Here is an 18,918-nt window from a genome sequence, read left to right on the forward strand (position 1 = left end):
GCCGCGCGGTGCTAGACTGCGCACCTTGCTGACAGTGAGGTGCGCTCATGAAGCCTGAATGCCAACTTTTCGGAACCCTGGGTTGCCATCTGTGCGAGGTGGCCGAGGCGCTGCTCATGCCGTTCGTCGAGAACGGCCTGCTGGTCGGGCTGATCGATATCGCCGAGCATGAAGGGCTGGTCGAGTCTTACGGCCTGCGCATTCCGGTGCTGCGCCGCTGCGATACCGGCGCTGAGCTGAACTGGCCGTTCGATGCCGAGGAAGTGGTGGCCTTTCTGCGCTGAAGGCCCGCTGGCCGCCGTGCCGATCTGCGGCTGGCAGGAATGCCAGGCATAAAAAAACCCGCCTTGACAGGCGGGTTTTTGATTTGGTCGGAGAGACAGGATTCGAACCTGCGACCTTCTCGTCCCGAACGAGACGCGCTACCAAGCTGCGCTACACTCCGAATGAGGCGTATTCTACCGAAAAACTTTTACTGCACAAGGGGTTAGCCTGAAAAAACTTCCGGCCGGCATGGCCATCATCCGTTCAGGCTTGGCACCAGGTGCGCGTCGGTAGCGCCTCGCCTCAGAGTTCCTTGACCGTCTGAACCTGATCCTTGTTGATCGTGGCGCGCTTGCCATCGAGCTGTTCGAACTCGTAGAAGCCCGACTCTTCGTCATATGTCGGCTTGTCCACGGTCTGGATCTCACGGCCATCGTTGAGGGTGATCACCGACGGCGAAGCGCAACCGGCGAGGGCCGCGAAACCGATCACCAGCAGCAGGGCGGGAAGGGTCCGTTTGGTCATGGTCTGTCTCCTTGGGTACGAATGGGGTGCCATACCTTCGCTCTGACGTGAAACGGCCGCATGAGTTCCGCTGAGGGCGTCGGTTTCAGCGTCAGCGTGCGGTGGCGGCAAGAATTTCCGGCGTGTTGAGGTTGGCCAGGCGTGGGTCGTCCAGCGGGCAGTCGACGGCAATGGGGTCGAGCCTGCCGAACCAGCGCTGGGGACTGCGCTCACCCGACTGCCAGGCGCGCTCGAGGTCGTCCCGCAGGTGAGTGGGGAGCAGGCAGAACAGCGGTTGCCAGTACGCGCCCTGGCGGACGACCACCGGCCGGCTGCCCGCCTGCGCGAGCAGGGCGTCGAGCAGCGCTGCGTCGACGAGGGGGGCGTCGCAGGGCAGTACCAGCATCTGTGGATGGCGAGCGGCGGCCATGCCGGCGCGGATGCCCGCCAGGGGGCCCTGGAAATCCTGCCCCTGATCGGCCACCAGCTGGTCGGCGTAGGGGGCATAGCGCTCGTTGTTGCGGTTGCAGGAAATGATCAGGTCGTCGCTGAGCGGCCTGGCCAGTTCATGCAGCCAGGCGATCAGCGGGCGGCCGTGCCAGTGCAGCAGGCCTTTGTCCTGCCCGCCCATGCGTTGCCCGCGACCACCGGAGAGCAACAGCACCGAACAGTTGGCAAGGGCATTGGGCGTAGGCATGCGGCGGTCTCCGGGGCGGGCGGTGTGATATAACGTCGCCCATTGTCTACCAATTGGATGCCTGCCATGAACCACAAGGCCGACGCGGTTTTCGTGCCGCTGAACATTGCCGTACTGACCGTCAGCGACACGCGCACTCTGGATACCGATACCTCCGGGCAATTGCTGGTCGATCGCCTGAGCGCTGCCGGGCACCAGCTGGCGGCGCGCGTCCTGCTCAAGGACGATCTGTACCGCATCCGCGCCCAGGTCGCGACCTGGATCGCCGAGGATCAGGTGCAGGTCGTGGTGATCACCGGCGGCACCGGTTTCACTGGGCGTGACAGTACTCCCGAGGCCGTCGCCTGTCTGCTGGACAAGCAGGTCGATGGTTTTGGCGAGCTGTTCCGGCAGATATCCGTGGCCGATATCGGCACCTCCACCATCCAGTCGCGCGCGCTGGCCGGCCTGGCCAACGGTACGCTGGTCTGTTGCCTGCCGGGTTCGACCAATGCCTGTCGTACCGCGTGGGACGGCATCCTCGCCGAGCAGCTGGATGCGCGTCATCGTCCGTGCAACTTCGTGCCGCACCTGAAAGAGGTCGGCGCCTGCGAGACGCGCGGATGAGTGCTTGCGACAAGCCCGGCCTGCTGCCCATGGAGGCGGCACTGGAGCGCCTTCTGGCGCTGGCCGACGCGGCGCCCGTGGAACAGATCGAGTCGGTCGCGCTGGCCGAGGCGGATGGCCGCGTGCTGGCCGAGCCGCTGATCGCGGCGCTGGATCTGCCGCCCTGGGCCAACAGCGCCATGGACGGTTATGCCCTGTGTCTGGCCGACTGGAATGGCCAGGCGCTGCCCGTGAGTCAACGCATTCAGGCCGGATCGGCGCCCGCGCCGCTGCAGCCGGGCAGCTGTGCGCGGATCTTCACCGGTGCGCCGCTGCCGCAGGGCGCCGACACGGTGGAAATGCAGGAGAACGTCGACCTGGACGATACCGGGCGGGCCGTGTTCCGCGAAACGCTGAGGGTCGGCCAGAACGTGCGTGCGCAAGGCCAGGAGACGCGCAGGGGCGAGTGCGTGCTGCCGGCAGGTACCCGCCTGGGCCCGGTCGAACTGGGGCTGGCGGCATCGCTTGGCGTGGCGCAACTGCCGGTGCGCCGGCGCCTGCGCGTGGCGGTGCTCTCCACCGGCGATGAGCTGGTCGAGCCAGGCCAGGCACTGGGGCCGGGGCAGATCTACAACAGCAACCGACGCCTGTTGATCGCCTGGTTGCAGCGCCTGGGCTGTGCGGTGACTGACGCCGGGATTCTGCCGGACGACCTGCCGCGTACCCGCGCGGCGCTGGGTGCTCTGGGCGAGGTCGACCTGATCCTGTCCACCGGTGGCGTTTCCGTCGGGGAGGCTGACTTCCTCGGCCTGGCCCTGCGCGAGGCGGGCGCGCTGGCGCTGTGGAAGCTGGCGATCAAGCCGGGCAAGCCGCTGACCTTCGGTCATTACCAGGGCGTGCCGGTAATTGGTCTGCCGGGCAATCCGGCCTCGACGCTGGTCACCTTCGGCCTGCTCGCACGCCCCTACATGCTGCGCCGCCTTGGCGTTCAGCGGGTCGAGCCGCTGGGTTTCCCGCTGCCGGCGGGCTTCACCTGGAGCAAGCCGGGCATGCGCCGCGAGTACCTGCGGGCGCGGTTGGAGCACGGCCGGGTGGTGCCTTACGCCAATCAGAGTTCCGGCGTGCTGCGCAGTGCGGCCTGGGCCGAGGGCCTGGCGGAAGTCATGGAGGGCAGCACCCTCGCCGAAGGGGACATGCTGCGTTTCATCCCGCTGAGCGAGATTCTGGGCTGAGCGACACGCGCCCGACCATTGCCTGGCTGGGCGCGTTAGATGGTGTGGTGAGACTACGGAGTCACAATTGCAACGATAGAATTTGCAAATGGGTCATATAGAGGGCATAGTCGCGCACTTATATGAATTCCCTCGACACGGTCGTGCCCATGCTGAAGCGCTTCGCACCCCTCGTGCCTGTTGCACTCACCCTGTTCCTCGCCGCCTGTGCGGGCCATACGCCGCAGCCGCAGAGCGGCGAAACCTCGGCCCGGCCCGTCGCCCCTGTACAGGCTCAGCAGAGCGAGCCGGCAGAGGATGACGTCGCCGCACTGGTCGATGACAAACCCTATGAAATGCCGCAGTTGGCCGACAGCCTGCTCGATCTCGGGCGTTCGCTGATCGGCACCCGCTATCGCTACGGCGGCACCTCGGTGCAGTCCGGTTTCGATTGCAGCGGTTTCGTCGGCTACCTGTTCCGCGAAGAAGTGGGTCTGGAGCTGCCGCGCTCCACCCGTGAGCTGATCAAGCTGGATGCGCCCAAGGTGGCGCGTGCCGACCTGGAGCCGGGTGACCTGATCCTGTTCAACAACCGGGGGCGTGGTCGCGTCAGCCATGCCGGCATCTACCTGGGCGATGACCAGTTCATCCACTCCAGCAGCAGCCGTAGCGGTGGCGTGCGCATCGACAGCCTGGACGACAGCTACTGGAAGCGCAGCTACATGGAGGCCAAGCGCGTGCTGGCGCTGGCTTCGACAGAAGACGAGCAGGCCTCGACCAAGGCCCATCCCTGAGGGGGCGGCGTAACCGCAGGGTTGCGCCACCACGCCCGAGGCGGCAGAGTAGAGCCTGTCCAGGCTCAGGATCGCCTCGCTCATGCCCGTCACGACCCGTGTTGCCCTCGTTTCCTTCGCGCTGCTGCTGAGTGCCTGCAGCAGCCACGCTCCCGCTCCCCAGCCCGTCTACATACCGCCAAGCGCTTCTTCGGCCTATCAGGGCGGTACCGAGGATGTCCTGTTTCGTGCGCTCGGCCTGGTCGGTACGCCTTACCGTTATGGCGGCAACACGCCCGAGGGCGGCTTCGATTGCAGTGGCCTGATCGGCTATGTCTACCGCGACGCCGCCGGGATCAGCCTGCCCCGCTCGACGCGTGAGCTCAGCGCTATGCGCACCCCCGATGTCCGCCGTGATGCCCTGCAAAGTGGCGACCTGGTGTTCTTCGCCACCAACGGCGGGCGCAGCGTCAGTCATGCCGGCATCTATGTCGGCGAGGGGCGCTTCGTGCATGCGCCGTCCAGCGGCGGCACCGTGCGCCTGGACAGCCTCGACAACGTCTACTGGCAGCGTGTCTATCTGGATGCCAAGCGGGTCATCACGCCGGAGCTGGCGCACAACCCCTGACCCCTGCCAATGGCCGATCCCATTCGTCTGCCGCCGCAGCCTGAAGCGTGCGAGCTTTGCGCTCGCCCTGTGGCCTTGACGCGCCATCATCTGATTCCCCGGGCGCTGCATGACAAGGCCTACGTACAGAAACGCTATCCCCGGCATGAGCGCATCAGCGCCACGCTGTGGGTCTGTCGCGCGTGCCATAACCAGATTCACCGCCTGTTCAGCGAAAAGGAGCTGGCACTGACCTATAACACTCGGGAAGCGTTGCTGGGCGACGAGCGCTTGCGCACCTTCGTCGAGTGGTTGGCGCGCAAGCCGGCAGGCTTCACGCCCAGGCACTGAGCAGCTTCGGCGTTGACGCGCAGGGCGGACAGCCTCTAACCTGCGCGCCTTGCTTCAGGTGCCCTGAATCGCCGCCAGCGGCGGTCGAGAGGGTGAAACAGGGAAGCCGGTTCCAATGCCGGCGCTGCCCCCGCAACGGTAGGTGAGTCGTACGCCGCCATAGGCCACTGTGCAGTGCACGGGAAGGCGCGGTGTTGAACCTTTGGTTCGCTCACGAGCCCGGAGACCGGCCTGTCGCAGTTTCACGGCATCGCGGAGGGCGTTGTCCGGCCAGCGCTCCGGTTGCACCGGGGCGTTCGTGTTTTCTGTCTTCCGCATGCCCGACCAGCCATTGGCGCCTGGATGGGACGTGCGCATCGTCGTCTCTTCTTCTGGTTGCCGTTCGCGCCGTGCACGACCTTGCCGGCGCGTGATGTACAGGAGCAGAGCATGAGCGAGTCCGTCGAACGTGATGAGCGCCACAAGGCGCGCATGCAGCGCAAGAAAGCCCTGATCGACGAGAAGATCGCCCAGGCCCAGGACGAGTACGGTCTGCTGCTGGTGCACAGCGGCAACGGCAAGGGCAAGAGCAGCAGCGCCTTCGGCATGGTCGCCCGGGCCCTCGGGCATGGCATCAGGGTCGGCGTGGTGCAGTTCATCAAGGGCGCAGCCAGCACCGGGGAGGAAACCTTCTTCCGCCGTTTCCCCGAGGAAGTCAGCTATCACGTGATGGGCGAGGGGTTCACCTGGGAGACCCAGGACCGTCAGCGTGACATCGCCAAGGCGCAGGACGCCTGGAACGTGGCGCGGCGCCTGCTCGCCGACGAGTCCGTCGGCCTGGTGGTGCTGGACGAACTGAACATCGCCCTCAAGCACGGTTATCTCGACCTGCCCACGGTACTGGCCGATATCGAAGCCCGGCCACTGCTGCAGCATGTGGTGGTGACGGGGCGGGGCGCCTTGCCGGAGATGATCGAGGCCGCCGATACGGTCACCGAGATGAACCTGGTCAAGCATGCGTTCAAGGCCGGGGTGAAGGCGCAGAAGGGCATCGAATTCTGATGAGCGCACGTCAATGTCCGGCGCTGTTGATCGCCGCGCCGGCCTCCGGTCAGGGCAAGACCACCGTCACCGCTGCGCTGGCGCGCCTGCATACGCGCCAGGGGCGGCGGGTGCGGGTGTTCAAGTGCGGCCCGGACTTCCTCGACCCGATGATCCATGCCCGTGCCAGCGGCGCGCCGGTGTACCAGCTCGACCTGGCCATGGTCGGCGAGGCCGAGAGTCGCCGCCTGTTGTGGCAGGCCGCCTGCGAAGCCGACCTGATCCTGATCGAAGGGGTGATGGGCCTGTTCGACGGCAAGCCCTCGGCGGCCGACCTGGCGCGTCACTTCGGCGTAGCGGTGCTGGCGGTGATCGATGGCGCCGCCATGGCGCAGACCTTCGGCGCACTGGCCCATGGCCTGGCCACCTTCCAACCGGACCTGCCGTTTGCCGGCGTGCTCGGCAACCGCGTCGCCAGCACGCGCCACGGCGAAATCCTGCGTGATGCCCTGCCGGAGACGATCCGCTGGTTCGGTGCCCTGCCGCGCAGCGCGGCGGTGGAGCTGCCCAGCCGCCACCTGGGGTTGGTGCAGGCCGCCGAGTTGGCCGATCTCGATGCCCGGCTGGATGCCGCCGCCGATGCCCTGGCGGCCAGTGCCGACGTCGATCTGCCGCCGTCAGTCAGCTTCGCCGCACCAGTGATCGATGAGCCAGGCCCCCTGCTTGCCGGCGTGCGCATCGGCGTGGCGCGGGACGCGGCATTCGCCTTCCTGTACCAGGCCAACCTCGACCTGTTGCAGGCGCTGGGCGCCGAGCTGCACTACTTCTCGCCGCTCGCCGACAGCGCCTTGCCCGAGGTGGACAGCCTCTACCTGCCAGGTGGCTACCCCGAGCTGTACCTGGCCGAGCTGGAAGCCAACCAGGCCATGGCGGCGGCGATTCGTGCCCATCATCAGGCCGGCAAGCCGCTGCTCGCCGAATGCGGCGGCATGCTCTACCTGCTCGACGAGCTGCGTGACAAGCAGGGCGCCAGTGGCCGCATGCTCGGCCTGCTTGCCGGCAGCGCGGCCCTGCAGCCGCGCCTGACCGCGCTGGCGTTGCAGGAGGTCGAGCTGGCGGAAGGCCTGCTGCGCGGCCACACCTATCACCACTCACGGCTGGACAGCCCGCTCACGCCGCACGCGCAGGCGCGCTGCCCGAACGGCAAGCCGGTGGCCGAGGCGGTCTACCGGCTCGGCCGGCTCACCGCCAGCTACATCCATTTCTACCTGCCATCCAATCCGGAGGCGGCCGCCGCGCTGTTGCGTCCATGAGCGATCACGCCTTCTCTGCGCTGGAGCGTGCGGCGGTGTACCGTGCCATTGGCGAGCGCCGTGACATGCGCCACTTCGCCGGTGGCCAGGTGCCGCCCGAGGTGCTGGCACGCCTGCTGGAGGCCGCGCACCACGCGCCCAGCGTCGGCCTGATGCAGCCCTGGCGCTTCCTGCGCATCAGCGATCCGCAGCTGCGCCAGCAGGCGCATGAACTGGTGGAGGCGGAGCGGGTGCGTACCGCCGAAGCCCTGGGCGAGCGCTCGGACGCGTTCATGCGCCTGAAGGTCGAGGGCATTCGTGACTGTGCCGAGCTGCTCGCGGTAGCGCTGATGGACGGCCGCGAGAAGCACATCTTCGGGCGACGCACCTTGCCGGAAATGGACATGGCCTCGGTCGCCTGCGCCATCCAGAACCTGTGGCTGGCGGCACGCGCCGAAGGCCTGGGGCTGGGCTGGGTGTCGCTGTTCGATCCCGCTGCGCTGGCCGAGCTGCTGGGCATGCCCGCAGGCAGCAAGCCGGTCGCGCTGCTGTGCCTGGGACCGGTCGAGGCGTTCTATGAAAAGCCCATGCTGGTGGAGCAGGGCTGGGCGACGCCGCGACCACTGGCGGAGCTGTTGTTCGAGAACCGTTGGGGTGTCCGTGGTGACTGAGCGATGAGCCTGGCCCTGATCATCTGCGCGGGCGTTGCTCTGGATGCCGCCCTGGGCGAGCCACGCCGGGCGCATCCGCTGGTTGCCTTCGGGCGCCTGGCCAGCCGCCTCGAACAGCGTTTCAATCCGGCCGGCGGCGGCTGGCGCAGTCACGGTGTCACGGCCTGGTGCCTGGCGGTGCTGCCGTTGACACTGCTCACCTGGCTGCTGACCCAGGTGACCTCCCTGGCATGGGCGGTGGATATCTTCGCGCTGTACTTCGCCCTCGGGCTGCGCAGCCTGTACGAGCATGCGCTGCCGGTGGCGCAGGCGCTGCGCCTGGGTGACCTGCCGCTCGCGCGTGAACGCGTCGGCTGGATGGTCAGCCGCAACACCGCCGCGCTGGATGCGACGGGCGTGGCGCGCGCCGGTACCGAATCGGTCCTGGAGAATGGTTCCGACGCGGTCTTCGCCGCCCTGTTCTGGTTCATCGTCGCGGGGGCGCCCGGCGTCGTGCTGTATCGCCTGAGCAATACGCTCGATGCCATGTGGGGCTATCGCAACGAGCGCTTCGAGCGTTTCGGCTGGGCCGCCGCGAAGATCGACGACGTCCTCAACTACATCCCGGCGCGCCTGGTGGCGCTGACCTACGCACTGCTCGGCAACGTGGCCCTGGCGCTGCGCTGCTGGCGTCGACAGGCGCCGATGTGGGACAGTCCCAATGCTGGCCCGGTGATGGCGTCGGGGGCTGGCAGCCTGGGCGTCAGCCTGGGCGGTGCGGCGGAGTATCACGGCGAGGTGCATGAGCGTCCACGACTGGGCGAGGGGCCGGCTCCGCGAGCGCGAGATATCGAGCGGGCGATGAATCGGGTCGTTGCCGGCGTAGCGCTGTGGCTACTGTGCCTGATGCTGTGGGAGGTAGGGATTGCTTGAGCATGGTGGTCGGCTGCGCGCAGCGGCGCAGCGTTACGGGATTGCCCTGGAAGACTGGCTGGACCTGTCGACCGGTGTGGCGCCCTATGGCTGGGAGTTGCCCGCCGTGCCCGGTTCTGCCTGGGCGCGGCTGCCTGAGGTGAACGATGGCCTGGAGCAGGCGGCGCGCGACTACTACGGTGCCGCCAGCCTGCTGCCGGTGGCGGGGTCGCAGGCGGCGATCCAGGCCCTGCCGCGTCTGCGCAAGCCAGGCAATGTCGGCATTCTGGCCCCCACCTATGCCGAGCATGCGGCGGCCTGGCGACGCGAAGGGCATCGCATCACCAGGCTCAGCGAGGGTTCGGTGCACCGCGCCCTGCCGCAGCTCGATGTGCTGCTGCTGGTCAACCCGAACAACCCGACGGGGCGCCTGATCGAACCGGCGCGCCTGCTCGACTGGCATGACCAGCTGGCCGAGCGCGGCGGCTGGCTGGTGGTCGACGAAGCCTTCATGGATTGCACCCCACAGCACAGCCTGGCGGCGTACAGCGACATGCCGGGGCTGATCCTGTTGCGCTCGTTCGGCAAGTTCTTCGGCCTGGCCGGCCTGCGCCTGGGGTTCGTGCTCGCGGCGCAGGCGCTGCTGGACGAGCTGGAAAACCTGCTCGGTCCCTGGGCGGTCAGCGGCCCGGCGCGTAGCGTGGCCCTGACGCTGCTCAACGACCATGAGGGCCAGCGCCGCCAGCGCGAACGCCTGCAGGTCGACGGCGAGCGCCTGGCCGCGTTGCTGCGCGATTGCGGCATGCCGCCAACCGGCGGCTCGGCGCTGTTCCAGTTCTGCTGCACGCGGCGGGCGGTGCCCTGTGCCGAGCTGCTGGCGCGGCGCGGCATCCTGGTGCGCCTGTTCGCCGAGCTGGACAGCCTGCGCTTCGGTCTGCCGGCGGACGAGTGTGGCTGGCAGCGCCTGGAGCAGGGCCTGCTGGAGTGCGCGCCGATGCTGGCCAATCTCGAGGAGACGCCCTGATGACCACGCTGATGGTGCAGGGCACCACGTCCGATGCCGGCAAGAGCACGCTGGTCACCGCCCTGTGCCGCTGGGCGCGGCGTCAGGGCGTCGCCGTGGTGCCGTTCAAACCGCAGAACATGGCGCTCAACTCGGCGGTGACCGCCGACGGTGGCGAGATCGGCCGGGCGCAGGCCGTGCAGGCCCAGGCCGCCGGGTTGGCGCCGCATACCGACATGAATCCGGTGTTGCTCAAGCCCAACAGCGACATGGGCGCCCAGGTGATCATCCACGGGCGTGCCATCGGCAACATGCAGGCGCTGAGCTACCACGGCTACAAGCCGGTGGCCATGGCGGCGGTACTGGAGTCCCATGCGCGGCTGGTCGAGGGCTACCGACTGGTACTGGTCGAGGGGGCCGGCTCGCCGGCAGAAATCAACCTGCGTGCCGGTGACATCGCCAACATGGGCTTTGCCGAAGCGGTGGATTGCCCGGTGATCCTCATCGCCGATATCGACAAGGGCGGCGTGTTCGCCCATCTGGTCGGCACCCTGGAGCTGCTCAGTGCCAGCGAGCAGGCGCGGGTCAAGGGCTTCGTGATCAATCGTTTTCGTGGCGACATCGCCTTGCTCAAGCCGGGGCTGGACTGGCTGGAGCAGCGCACCGGCAAACCGGTGCTCGGCGTGCTGCCGTACCTGATGGACTTCCACCTGGAAGCCGAGGACGCCGTCGACACCCGCCAGCAGCGCAAGAACGAACAGGCCCTGCGCGTCGTGGTGCCGGTGCTGCCGCGCATCAGCAATCACACCGATTTCGATCCGTTGCGCCTGCATCCGCAGGTGCAGCTGAGCTTCGTCGGGCCGGGGCAGGCGATACCGCCGGCCGACCTGATCATTCTGCCCGGCTCCAAGAGCGTGCGCGCCGATCTGGCGCGGTTGCGCGAGCAGGGTTGGGATGCGGCCATCGCCCGGCACCTGCGCTACGGCGGCAAGCTGCTGGGCATCTGCGGCGGGTTGCAGATGCTCGGCCGGCAGATCCATGACCCGCATGGCCTCGAGGGTGCCGCTGGCAGCAGCGACGGCCTCGCCCTGCTGGATTTCGAGACGCTGCTGGAGTCGGAGAAACAGCTGCGCAACGTACGTGGCCAGCTGTGCCTGGAGCAGGCCGAGGTCAGTGGCTACGAAATCCATGCCGGGGTCAGCCGGGGGCCGGGACTCAACGGTGCCGTGCGGCTCGAGGACGGGCGCGACGACGGGGGGCTGAGCGCCGATGGACAAGTCCTCGGCACCTACCTGCATGGCCTGTTCGAACAGCCGGCGGCATTCGCGGCGCTGTTGCGCTGGGCCGGCCTGCGCGACGTGCAGCACGTGGATTACCAGGCCCTGCGCGAGCGTGACATCGAACGCCTGGCCGACCAGGTGGAGCAGCACCTGGATAGCGCCAGGCTCAGGGCATTGTGCGGCCTGGAGTAGGGCCGCGCGGCAGAGCTATTGAATGGTGCGCAGCGCGCACCTTACGGAGTGGAAATGCTTGAACTGATCCTCGGCGGCGCCCGGTCCGGCAAGAGCCGCCTGGCCGAGAAACTGGCCGACGAGTCGGGCCTGGAGGTGGTCTACGTCGCCACCAGCCAGGCGCTCGATGGCGAGATGACGGCGCGCGTCGCCGAGCACCGGGCGCGTCGGCCTGGGCACTGGGCCCTGGTCGAGGAGCCGCTGGCGCTGGCCCGCGTGCTGCGCGAGCAGGCGGCGCCGAATCGTTGCCTGCTGGTGGATTGCCTGACGCTGTGGCTGACCAACCTGCTGCTGCTCGAGGATACGCAGCGGCTGACGGCCGAGCGCGAGGCGCTGCTGGCCTGCATCGGGCAGTTGCCTGGGCGCATCCTGCTGGTCAGCAACGAAAGCGGATTGGGGGTGGTGCCGCTGGGTGAGCTGACCCGCCGCTATGTCGATGAAGCCGGCTGGCTGCACCAGGCGCTGGCCGAGCGCAGCCAGCGCGTGGTCTTCACCGTGGCCGGCCTGCCCATGGTTCTGAAGGGGGAAGCGCTATGAGTCTGCACTGGTGGCAGGGGCCTTGTCAGCCCAGTGATCGGGTTGCGCGAAGCAAGGCCGAAGCACGGCAACAGCAATTGACCAAGCCCACGGGCTCGCTGGGTCGGCTGGAACACATCGCCATTCATCTGGCCGCGTTGCAGGGCCGCGAGCGGCCGGGCCTGGAAAAACTGTGGATCGCCATCTTCGCCGGCGACCATGGCGTGGTGGCAGAAGGGGTTTCCGCCTATCCGCAGGCGGTGACCGGGCAGATGCTGGCCAACTTCGTCGGCGGCGGCGCAGCGATCAGCGTGCTGGCGCGTGAGCTGGACGCGGCGCTGGAGGTGATCGACCTGGGCACCGCCGAGCCGCTGGCGCAGCTGCCTGGCGTGCGCCACCTGCACGTCGGCGCCGGCACGCAGAACTTCGCGCGTGAGCCGGCCATGACCCTGGCCCAGGCGCTGATCTGCCTGGAGGCCGGCCGCGACAGCATCGAGCGTGCGCGCAGCGCCGGCTGCGACCTGTTCGTCGGTGGCGAGATGGGCATCGGCAACACCACGGCGGCGGCGGCGCTGGCCTGCTGGCTGCTGGATTGCCCGGCGAGCGAACTGGCCGGCCCCGGTACCGGACTGGACCCTGCCGGTGTGGCGCACAAGGCGCGGGTCATCGATGCGGCGCTGGCGCTGCATCGGCAGCGACTCGACGGGCCGCTGGAGGCCCTGCTGCACCTCGGCGGTTTCGAGATCGCTGCGCTGGTCGGTGCCTATGTCGCGGCGGCGCAGCAGGGCGTGGTGGTACTGGTCGACGGTTTCATCTGCAGCGTCGCGGCCCTGCTGGCGGTGCGCCTGAATCCGGGGTGCCGTGACTGGCTGCTGTTCGCCCACCATGGCGCCGAGCCGGGGCATGTGCGTGTGCTGCAGGCACTGGGCGCCGAGCCCCTGCTGGAGCTGGGCCTGCGTCTCGGCGAGGGCAGTGGTGCAGCGCTGGCGGTGCCGCTGCTGCGCATGGCCTGCGCGCTGCATGGCCAGATGGCCACCTTCGCCGAGGCGGCCGTGGCGGAGAAACCGGCCTGATGCTGTACCTGGAACTGTTGCGCCACGGCGAGACCGAGCAGGGCGGCGGGCTGCGTGGCAGCCTCGACGATGCGCTGACCGAACAGGGCTGGGCGCAGTTGCGCAGGTCCGTGCAGGAGGCGGGGCCCTGGGATCGCCTGATCAGTTCGCCGCTGCAACGCTGTGCGCGTTTCGCCGAAGAGCTGGCGGCGGCCCGGGCGCTGCCGCTGGACTACGAGCGCGACCTGCAGGAGCTGCACTTCGGCGACTGGGAAGGGCGCAGTGCCGCCGAGCTGATGCATAGCGACGCCGAGGCACTCGGGCAATTCTGGGCCGACCCCTATGCCTTCACGCCGCCCAATGGCGAACCCCTGTCGCGCTTCGAGGCGCGGGTGCTGGGCAGCCTGCAGCGCCTGGCGCAGGCGCATGACGGTCAGCGCCTGCTGCTGGTGACCCACGGCGGGGTGATGCGCCTGCTGCTGGCGCGGGCGCGTGGCCTGCCGAGAAAGGACCTGCTGCAGGTCAACGTCGGCTATGCCGAGCGTTTCCGCCTGCGCCTCGCTGCCGATGGCCAGTGGCTGGAGTTGCCATGAGTGCATTCCTGATCGCGCTGCAGTTCCTGACCCGCCTGCCGGTCAGTCTTCCCGGCATGCCGACGCCCGCGCAGGTGGGGCGCTCGCTGCTCTGGTATCCGCTGGTGGGGCTGCTGCTCGGCGTGTTGCTGTGGGGGGCGCACCTGCTGCTGGGGCAGACCTCGATGCCGCTGCAGGCTGCGATCATTCTGGCCCTCTGGGTCGGCCTCAGTGGCGGGCTGCACCTGGACGGCCTGGCCGATACCGCCGACGCCTGGGTGGGTGGTTTCGGCGACCGCGAGCGGACCCTGGCGATCATGAAGGACCCGCGCAGCGGACCGATTGCCGTGGTCGTGCTGGTGCTGCTGTTGTTGCTCAAGTACGCCGCGCTGCTGACGCTGTTGCAGGCCGGGCAGGGCGCCTGCCTGATTCTGCTGCCCTGGCTGGGGCGCAGCCTGCTGCCGCTGCTGCTGGTGACCACGCCCTACGTGCGCGCCGGCGGCCTGGGGCAGGCGCTGGTCGAGCAGGCACCGCGCCAGCAACTGCCCTGGGTGCTGGCCGTGCATCTGCTGCTGATGCTGGCGTTCGGTTGGCAGGCGCTGCTTGCCGTGACCAGCGCCTTGTTGCTGTTCGCCTGGACGCGTCGCGCGTTGCTGCGTCGCCTGGGCGGCACGACGGGGGACACCGCCGGCGCGCTGGTCGAGCTGGCTGAGTGCGGCATGCTGCTGGTCCTCGCGTTGAGCCTCTGAGCGCAACTGTTATGCCGACACGCCCTGTAACTGTATGAGTGCGAATCGGTGATGCGGGTATATACCTGTATCCATGTTGCCGACCTCTTGCCTCTGTACCCAATTGCGCCGCGCCAGTCGCGGCGTGACCCGCCGCTATGACGACGCACTCGCTGCCGTCGGCCTGGGCGCCGCACAGTTTTCCCTGCTGCGGCATGTCCAGCGCCTCGGCCAGCCGAGCATTTCCGCATTGGCCGAGGCCATGGGGCTGGACCGCAGCACCCTGGGGCGCAACCTGCGGGTGCTCGAGGAGCAGGCGTTGCTGCAGCTGAGCGAGGCGCGCGATCTGCGTGCCCGTGAGGTCAGCCTCACCGATGCCGGAGAGCGACGCATCGCCCAGGCGCTGCCGCTCTGGGAGCAGGTGCAGCAGGAGTTGAACCTGCAGCTGGGTGAGGGCCGGCGTGCCGAACTGATGCAACTGCTGGAAGCCCTGGCCTGAGGGTCGACTGATTTTTACTGCCCATGCGGCCACTGACGGCCGCTCGCTGGAGATAACAATGACAACTGCATGGCGTTCTTCCACCTGGCTGTTGCTCGGCGCATCGCTGATTCTCGCGTTGTCGCTCGGCACCCGGCATGGCTTCGGCCTGTTCCTGCCGCCGATGAGCGCCGAGTTCGGCTGGGGACGTGAAGTGTTCGCCTTCGCCATCGCCCTGCAGAACCTGATCTGGGGCCTGGCGCAGCCGATCACCGGGGCGCTGGCCGATCGCTTCGGGGCACGCAAGGCCGTGGTCATCGGCGGTGTGCTGTACATGCTCGGGCTGATATTCATGGGCATGGCCGATTCGCCGCTGAGCCTGTCGCTCAGCGCCGGCCTGCTGATCGGTATCGGCCTGTCCGGCACCTCGTTTTCGGTGATTCTCGGCGTGGTGGGCCGCGCCGTACCGGTGGAAAAACGCAGCATGGCCATGGGCATTGCCGCCGCGGCCGGCTCCTTCGGCCAGTTCGCCATGCTGCCGGGCACCCTGGGCCTGATCGGCTGGCTGGGCTGGTCGTCCGCCCTGCTGGCGCTGGGGCTGCTGGTGGCGTTGATGATTCCGCTGGCGGCCATGATCCGGGAGACCCCGCCGCCGGCCAGCAATGGTCCGGAGCAGACGCTGGTCGAGGCGCTGCGTGAAGCCACCAGCCACTCCGGCTTCTGGCTGCTGGCACTGGGCTTCTTCGTCTGCGGCTTCCAGGTGGTGTTCGTCGCGGTGCACCTGCCGGCCTATCTGGTGGATCACGGCCTGCCGGCGCTGACTGGCACCACCGTGCTGGCCCTGGTCGGGCTGTTCAACATCTTCGGTACCTACATCGCCGGCTGGCTCGGCGGGCGCATGGCCAAGCCGCGTCTGCTCAGTGCCCTGTATCTGCTGCGCGGGGTGGTCATCAGCCTGTTCCTGGTGGCACCGCTGACGCAGTGGAGCGCCTACCTGTTCGGCATCGCGATGGGCCTGCTGTGGCTGTCGACGGTGCCGCTGACCAACGGCACCGTGGCGACGCTGTTCGGTGTGCGCAACCTGTCGATGCTGGGCGGTATCGTCTTCCTGTTCCACCAGATCGGCTCGTTCCTGGGCGGCTGGCTGGGGGGCTATCTGTACGACCATACCGGCAGCTACGACCTGGTCTGGCAGATTTCCATCGGCCTGAGCGTGATGGCTGCCGCGCTGAACTGGCCGGTGCGCGAGGTGCCGGTGGCCCGCCTGCAGGCGGTGCCGGCGTGAGCAGCAAGGTCACGCTCTGCGCGGCCGTGGCACTGGGCCTGGGGGCGCTCCTGGCCCTGGCCTGGTGGGGCTGGCGCCAGGGTGGCCTGGCCCTGCTGCAACTGGGCGTCGGCATCTGCTAGTTGCCTGAGGCGTGGCCTGCGAGTAGCGTGAGCGGATCGCATCATCGTCCGAGATTCCTGCCATGTCACTGCGTCACATCGCCTGTTCCCTGCTGCTCTCCAGCCTCGCGCTGCCCCTGCTGGCCGCCGAATGCCCGGCGCTGCTGCAGGGCGAACTGCCCAAGCTGCGCAGCAAGGGCGCCAGCGTCGATCTCTGTCAGTTCGCCGGCAAGCCGCTGGTGGTGGTCAACACCGCCAGCTTCTGCGGTTTCACGCCGCAGTTCAAAGGTCTCGAAGCGCTGTACCAGCGTTACCAGGACTAGGGCCTGGAAGTGCTCGGCGTGCCCTCCGACGACTTCCGCCAGGAGTCGGACGATAGCGCGGAAACCGCCACCGTCTGCTACGTCAACTACGGCGTCACCTTCACCATGACCGAACCGCAGCCGGTGTCCGGTGATGACGCCATCGCCCTGTTCAAGGGCCTCGCCGAGCAGAGCCGGCAGCCACGCTGGAACTTCTTCAAGTACGTGGTCGACCGTCAGGGCAAGGTGGTGGCGAGCTTCTCCAGCCTGACCAAACCGGACGATCCCGAGCTGATCGCCGCCGTGGAAAAGGCCATCGCCTCGCAACCCTGAGCCCACTCTTCGCTGTACGGCCCTTCACCCATCTGGGCGATGGGCCGCATCCGCTCGCCTGCCTAGACTGGCCAGGCGCCGGACGCAGTTCCCCGGCGTGCCCACAAGAACAATAAGGAGGCACCCATGCGTCGCGTCTATACCGCTGCCATCGCCACCCTCGCTCTGCTCGGCGCCGTCGAGGCCCAGGCGGGCGATTACACCAGGACCAGGTACCCGATCGTGCTGGTGCACGGCGTGACCGGCTTCAACACCATCGGCGGCCTGGTCAACTACTTCCACACCATCCCCTGGAACCTCGAACGTGACGGTGCCCGGGTCTATGTCGCCAGCGTCGCCGCGTTCAACGACAGCGAGCAACGTGGCGCCGAGCTGGCGCGGCAGATCGTGCCCTGGGCGGCGGCCGGTGGTGGCAAGGTCAACCTGATCGGCCACAGCCAGGGCTCGCCGACCTCACGGGTGGCGGCGTCGCTGCGCCCGGACCTGGTGGCGTCGGTCACCTCGGTCAACGGGGTCAACAAGGGCTCCAAGGTGGCCGATGTGGTGCGTGGCGTGATCCCGCCCGGCAGCGGCATCGAAGGCGGCGCCAATGCCATCGCCAACGCGCTGGGCGCCCTGATCAACCTGCTCTCCGGCTCGAGCAATCCGCAGAGCGGCATCGACGCCCTGGCCACGCTGACCACGGCCGGGACCAACGCGCTCAATGCGCGCCATCCCTGGGGCGTGAACAGCAGCAGCTACTGCGCCAAGTCCAGTGAGGTGCAGAACGTTCGTGGCCACAGCATCCGCTACTACTCGTGGACGGGGAACTCGGCCTACACCAACGTGTTCGACGCGGCCGACCCGTTCCTGGCGTTCACCGGCCTGGTCTTCGGCAGCGAGAAGAACGACGGCCTGGTCGGCGTCTGCTCGACCTACCTGGGGCAGGTTATCGGCGACAGCTACAACATGAATCACGTCGACGCGATCAACCACCTGTTCGGGGTTCGCGGCTGGACCGAACCGGTGTCGCTGTATCGCCAGCATGCCAACCGCCTGAAGAACAAGGGCGTCTGATCCTGAAGAGTGCGGCGGGGCCTGGCTCCGCCGCAGCGAGGCGACATGTCCAGATTCCTCGGTTTTTCCCTGGCTGCCGTGCTCCTGGCCGGCGGCCTCACGTTCTACTGGCGCTGGCCCGCCCCGTTGCCGCCAGCAACAGCTGCCGCGCGCGCTGAGCCCGGCGCTGTGCCGGTGCAGTCGCCTGAGGTGCCGGTGGCCCCCGCGCGGGTTTCCGGCATGGCCCAGGCACCTGCCGCCACGGCGCTGCCGAGCCTGGCCGGCACCACGGTGGATGGCCAGCTGCGCAGCGACGCGGCCGGCAACCTGGTGCTGGACCTGGCCGTGCGCGATTACTTCGACTACTTCCTCAGTGCCGTCGACCAGTCCGGTCTCGATGCGGTGATCGAGGTGCTGCTGGCCGACGCTGGCGCTCGCCTGGAGGAACCGGCCCTCGGTCAGCTGATCGGCCTGCTGGGTGACTACCTGGACTACAAGCGCGCCAGCATGGCGTTGCTGCAGCAGCCGCTGCAGAGCCGGCAGCAAGCCGATCCGCAGGCACAGTTGCAGGTGCTGCAGGCGGCCCTTGCTCAGCTCGACGAGCTGCGCCGCGGCCATTTTTCCGCGGCGGCGCAGGAGGCGCTGTTCGGTGCGGAGCAGGCCTACGCCCGCTACACCCTGGACAGCCTGGCCCTGCAGCAGCGCGACGACCTCGACGCGGGGCAGCGTGCGCAACTGCTCGAGCAGTTGCGCGAGCGCCTACCGACGGCGCTGCGCGAGAGCGAACAGCGCCAGCAACTGGCGTTGCAGCAGCTGCAGCACAGCGAGCAGCTGTGGCGCGACGGGGCGGACGAGCAACAGGTGCGCGAGTTCCTGGCGATGACCTATGATCCGGATACCGTGCAGCGCCTGCTGGCCGAGCAGCGTCGCGAGCGTGACTGGCAGCAGCGCTACCAGGCCTACCGCAGCGAACTGGCTGGCCTGCAGGGCCAGGGGCTGAGTGCGACGGATGGCGAGCAACTGCAGCGCCAGTTGCGTGAGCGGCTGTTCGCCAGTGAAGACCGATACCGTGTGGAAACCTATGACGCCATCGCCGCCAAACAGCTGGAGTCGCCGGGCGCGCCCTGAGGAGCGTC

23 protein-coding genes, 1 tRNA gene, 1 pseudogene and 1 riboswitch are annotated in these 18,918 nt (G+C 68.2%); of the genes and pseudogenes, 22 read left to right on the plus strand and 3 right to left on the minus strand.

Going from position 1 to position 18,918, the window contains the following annotated elements; all coding sequences use genetic code 11:
- Positions 1-47: 47 nt before the first annotated feature.
- A complete protein-coding gene (locus tag EPK82_RS21355) occupies positions 48-284 on the plus strand; it encodes a glutaredoxin family protein (protein ID WP_134677942.1) in 237 nt (78 codons plus the stop codon).
- An 84-nt stretch (positions 285-368) separates the two neighbouring features.
- On the opposite strand, the gene EPK82_RS21360 is transcribed toward EPK82_RS21355, so the two are convergent.
- The 3 genes from EPK82_RS21360 to mobA form a co-directional block, all read right to left on the minus strand.
- Positions 369-445, minus strand: a tRNA-Pro gene (locus tag EPK82_RS21360).
- A gap of 122 nt (positions 446-567) precedes the next feature.
- Positions 568-789, minus strand: coding sequence for a YgdI/YgdR family lipoprotein (locus tag EPK82_RS21365; RefSeq protein ID WP_037053581.1), 222 nt, complete (start codon positions 787-789; stop codon positions 568-570).
- Positions 790-880: 91 nt separating this feature from the next.
- Positions 881-1,465: a molybdenum cofactor guanylyltransferase MobA gene (gene mobA, locus EPK82_RS21370; protein ID WP_134677943.1), complete on the minus strand. Its 585-nt coding sequence runs from the start codon at positions 1,463-1,465 to the stop codon at positions 881-883.
- A gap of 66 nt (positions 1,466-1,531) precedes the next feature.
- Here mobA and moaB point away from each other — a divergent pair, with 66 nt between their 5' ends.
- The 21 genes and pseudogenes from moaB (at position 1,532) to EPK82_RS21470 (ending at position 18,910) form a co-directional block, all read left to right on the plus strand.
- Complete coding sequence (gene moaB, locus EPK82_RS21375) at positions 1,532-2,071, plus strand: molybdenum cofactor biosynthesis protein B (protein WP_037053578.1); 540 nt, start codon at positions 1,532-1,534, stop codon at positions 2,069-2,071.
- Positions 2,068-3,282, plus strand: coding sequence for a molybdopterin molybdotransferase MoeA (locus EPK82_RS21380; protein WP_134677944.1), 1,215 nt, complete (start codon positions 2,068-2,070; stop codon positions 3,280-3,282). The genes moaB and EPK82_RS21380 overlap by 4 nt, the downstream gene beginning before the upstream one ends.
- A 149-nt stretch (positions 3,283-3,431) precedes the next feature.
- The gene (locus EPK82_RS21385) at positions 3,432-4,055 is read left to right on the plus strand and encodes a C40 family peptidase (RefSeq protein ID WP_134677945.1); all 624 of its coding nucleotides are present in this window, start codon (positions 3,432-3,434) and stop codon (positions 4,053-4,055) included.
- A gap of 82 nt (positions 4,056-4,137) precedes the next feature.
- On the plus strand, positions 4,138-4,662 hold the full coding sequence (locus tag EPK82_RS21390; RefSeq protein ID WP_134677946.1) for a C40 family peptidase: 525 nt from the start codon (positions 4,138-4,140) through the stop codon (positions 4,660-4,662).
- Positions 4,663-4,671: 9 nt separating this feature from the next.
- On the plus strand, positions 4,672-4,992 hold the full coding sequence (locus EPK82_RS21395) for a hypothetical protein (RefSeq protein ID WP_037053569.1): 321 nt from the start codon (positions 4,672-4,674) through the stop codon (positions 4,990-4,992).
- A gap of 39 nt (positions 4,993-5,031) precedes the next feature.
- Positions 5,032-5,241, plus strand: a riboswitch (cobalamin riboswitch).
- Between the two features lie 180 nt (positions 5,242-5,421).
- Positions 5,422-6,033, plus strand: a complete 612-nt coding sequence (gene cobO, locus EPK82_RS21400) for a cob(I)yrinic acid a,c-diamide adenosyltransferase (RefSeq protein ID WP_134677947.1) — start codon at positions 5,422-5,424, stop codon at positions 6,031-6,033.
- Positions 6,033-7,325, plus strand: a complete 1,293-nt coding sequence (locus EPK82_RS21405) for a cobyrinate a,c-diamide synthase (RefSeq protein WP_134677948.1) — start codon at positions 6,033-6,035, stop codon at positions 7,323-7,325. Before cobO ends, EPK82_RS21405 begins: the two co-directional genes overlap by 1 nt.
- A complete protein-coding gene (gene bluB / locus EPK82_RS21410; RefSeq protein WP_134677949.1) occupies positions 7,322-7,975 on the plus strand; it encodes a 5,6-dimethylbenzimidazole synthase in 654 nt (217 codons plus the stop codon). The genes EPK82_RS21405 and bluB overlap by 4 nt, the downstream gene beginning before the upstream one ends.
- Before the next feature lie 3 nt (positions 7,976-7,978).
- On the plus strand, positions 7,979-8,887 hold the full coding sequence (gene cbiB / locus EPK82_RS21415; RefSeq protein WP_134677950.1) for an adenosylcobinamide-phosphate synthase CbiB: 909 nt from the start codon (positions 7,979-7,981) through the stop codon (positions 8,885-8,887).
- Complete coding sequence (gene cobD, locus EPK82_RS21420; protein WP_134677951.1) at positions 8,880-9,890, plus strand: threonine-phosphate decarboxylase CobD; 1,011 nt, start codon at positions 8,880-8,882, stop codon at positions 9,888-9,890. Before cbiB ends, cobD begins: the two co-directional genes overlap by 8 nt.
- Positions 9,890-11,341: a cobyric acid synthase gene (locus EPK82_RS21425; RefSeq protein WP_134677952.1), complete on the plus strand. Its 1,452-nt coding sequence runs from the start codon at positions 9,890-9,892 to the stop codon at positions 11,339-11,341. Before cobD ends, EPK82_RS21425 begins: the two co-directional genes overlap by 1 nt.
- A 54-nt stretch (positions 11,342-11,395) precedes the next feature.
- Entirely contained in the window at positions 11,396-11,917 is a 522-nt protein-coding gene (gene cobU, locus EPK82_RS21430) for a bifunctional adenosylcobinamide kinase/adenosylcobinamide-phosphate guanylyltransferase (RefSeq protein ID WP_134677953.1), read from the plus strand.
- Entirely contained in the window at positions 11,914-12,969 is a 1,056-nt protein-coding gene (gene cobT, locus EPK82_RS21435) for a nicotinate-nucleotide--dimethylbenzimidazole phosphoribosyltransferase (protein ID WP_134677954.1), read from the plus strand. The genes cobU and cobT overlap by 4 nt, the downstream gene beginning before the upstream one ends.
- Positions 12,969-13,541 (plus strand): histidine phosphatase family protein, encoded by a 573-nt coding sequence (locus tag EPK82_RS21440; RefSeq protein WP_134677955.1) that lies wholly within the window; start codon positions 12,969-12,971, stop codon positions 13,539-13,541. Before cobT ends, EPK82_RS21440 begins: the two co-directional genes overlap by 1 nt.
- Positions 13,538-14,269: an adenosylcobinamide-GDP ribazoletransferase gene (locus EPK82_RS21445; protein WP_134677956.1), complete on the plus strand. Its 732-nt coding sequence runs from the start codon at positions 13,538-13,540 to the stop codon at positions 14,267-14,269. The genes EPK82_RS21440 and EPK82_RS21445 overlap by 4 nt, the downstream gene beginning before the upstream one ends.
- 73 nt (positions 14,270-14,342) lie before the next feature.
- Positions 14,343-14,747, plus strand: a complete 405-nt coding sequence (locus EPK82_RS21450) for a MarR family winged helix-turn-helix transcriptional regulator (RefSeq protein WP_037053548.1) — start codon at positions 14,343-14,345, stop codon at positions 14,745-14,747.
- Positions 14,748-14,805: 58 nt separating this feature from the next.
- Entirely contained in the window at positions 14,806-16,011 is a 1,206-nt protein-coding gene (locus EPK82_RS21455) for an MFS transporter (protein ID WP_134677957.1), read from the plus strand.
- On the plus strand, positions 16,008-16,133 hold the full coding sequence (locus tag EPK82_RS25140; protein WP_256663111.1) for a hypothetical protein: 126 nt from the start codon (positions 16,008-16,010) through the stop codon (positions 16,131-16,133). The genes EPK82_RS21455 and EPK82_RS25140 overlap by 4 nt, the downstream gene beginning before the upstream one ends.
- 62 nt (positions 16,134-16,195) lie before the next feature.
- Positions 16,196-16,747: pseudogene (locus EPK82_RS21460) on the plus strand (glutathione peroxidase).
- Positions 16,748-16,873: 126 nt separating this feature from the next.
- A complete protein-coding gene (locus EPK82_RS21465; RefSeq protein ID WP_134677958.1) occupies positions 16,874-17,803 on the plus strand; it encodes an esterase/lipase family protein in 930 nt (309 codons plus the stop codon).
- Between the two features lie 45 nt (positions 17,804-17,848).
- A complete protein-coding gene (locus tag EPK82_RS21470) occupies positions 17,849-18,910 on the plus strand; it encodes a lipase secretion chaperone (RefSeq protein ID WP_134677959.1) in 1,062 nt (353 codons plus the stop codon).
- Positions 18,911-18,918 lie beyond the last annotated feature (8 nt).

It is taken from the genome of Ectopseudomonas khazarica (assembly GCF_004521985.1).
In the GTDB taxonomy this organism is placed as follows: domain Bacteria; phylum Pseudomonadota; class Gammaproteobacteria; order Pseudomonadales; family Pseudomonadaceae; genus Aquipseudomonas; species Aquipseudomonas khazarica.